At 30.5% G+C, this 318-nt stretch carries 1 pseudogene; it reads left to right on the forward strand.

Features of this window, described 5'->3' with window-relative positions:
• Positions 1 to 194 precede the first annotated feature (194 nt).
• A pseudogene (locus tag SB717_RS34660) lies at positions 195 to 318 on the forward strand (polysaccharide deacetylase family sporulation protein PdaB); the annotation flags it as partial.

Consider the following 318-nt stretch of genomic DNA (forward strand, 5'->3'; position numbering starts at 1 on the left):
TAACTCTCTCTTTAATATGTATTCCATCTCTTTTCTCTCTTCTTTTGTCAACATCAGCCCAAGCAAATGATCACCTCAATAATTCCTTACGTAACAATAAACGTTTCGCTCATTTTCACTTATTACAATCCTATCATTCATTATATCCACTACTTACGATATTAATCCTTTGTTCTCTTTTTTATATTTACAGCATATATGTAACTGAAAAGGATTGGACAAAGGGGCGTAATATTATGTTTTTCTTTTTTATTACGAGTAAGAGAACTTTTAAACACATTAGCTTAATAGTGATACTTTCCTTATTTACAGCATGGC

Origin of the sequence: Priestia sp. SIMBA_032 (genome assembly GCF_046535215.1) — a bacterium.
Classification (GTDB): domain Bacteria; phylum Bacillota; class Bacilli; order Bacillales; family Bacillaceae_H; genus Priestia; species Priestia aryabhattai.